Below are 447 nucleotides of genomic sequence, written 5' to 3'. Positions count from 1 at the left end.
GAAACTCTCCCTTCACACCACCTGAGGATATTTTAAACGGATATCTGAGAGCCTTAAATTTCAATTTAAACAATGAGTTGTTTTCTTAACGTACGTTTTCGGTCCATTGGACCTCAAACCCCTTTAACAATAAATTGCGCTCTTAACGTGGTTTTTTACATCATTGACCTTCAAACCCCGTTACTGGGCTGGTGAGTATGCAGACCGTAACCGTGCTGTTGCGAATCAGCGGCTGAGCGGGAGCAATGCACGGTGGAAATGGACAACTGACTATAACAAGCGGTCGATAGCGGAAACGGCGATGTACAGAGTAAAACAACTGTTCGGCGGTTCGCTGACGCTGCGTGATTACGATGGTTAGGTTGCAGAGGATTTGGCCATAGTGCGTGCACTGAACAAAATGACGAAGGCAGGAATGCCAGAAAGTGTACGTATTGCCTGACAGCA

Annotated in this window: 1 pseudogene; it reads left to right on the top strand. The window is 46.3% G+C overall.

The annotated features are described in order from the left end of the window. Positions 1–181 precede the first annotated feature (181 nt). Positions 182–442 (top strand): annotated as a pseudogene (locus CS369_RS22560) (IS5/IS1182 family transposase); the annotation flags it as partial. Positions 443–447 lie beyond the last annotated feature (5 nt).

Origin of the sequence: Candidatus Symbiopectobacterium sp. 'North America' (genome assembly GCF_015762685.1) — a bacterium.
In the GTDB taxonomy this organism is placed as follows: domain Bacteria; phylum Pseudomonadota; class Gammaproteobacteria; order Enterobacterales; family Enterobacteriaceae; genus Symbiopectobacterium.
This window is presented reverse-complemented; position numbering and strand designations above follow the sequence as displayed.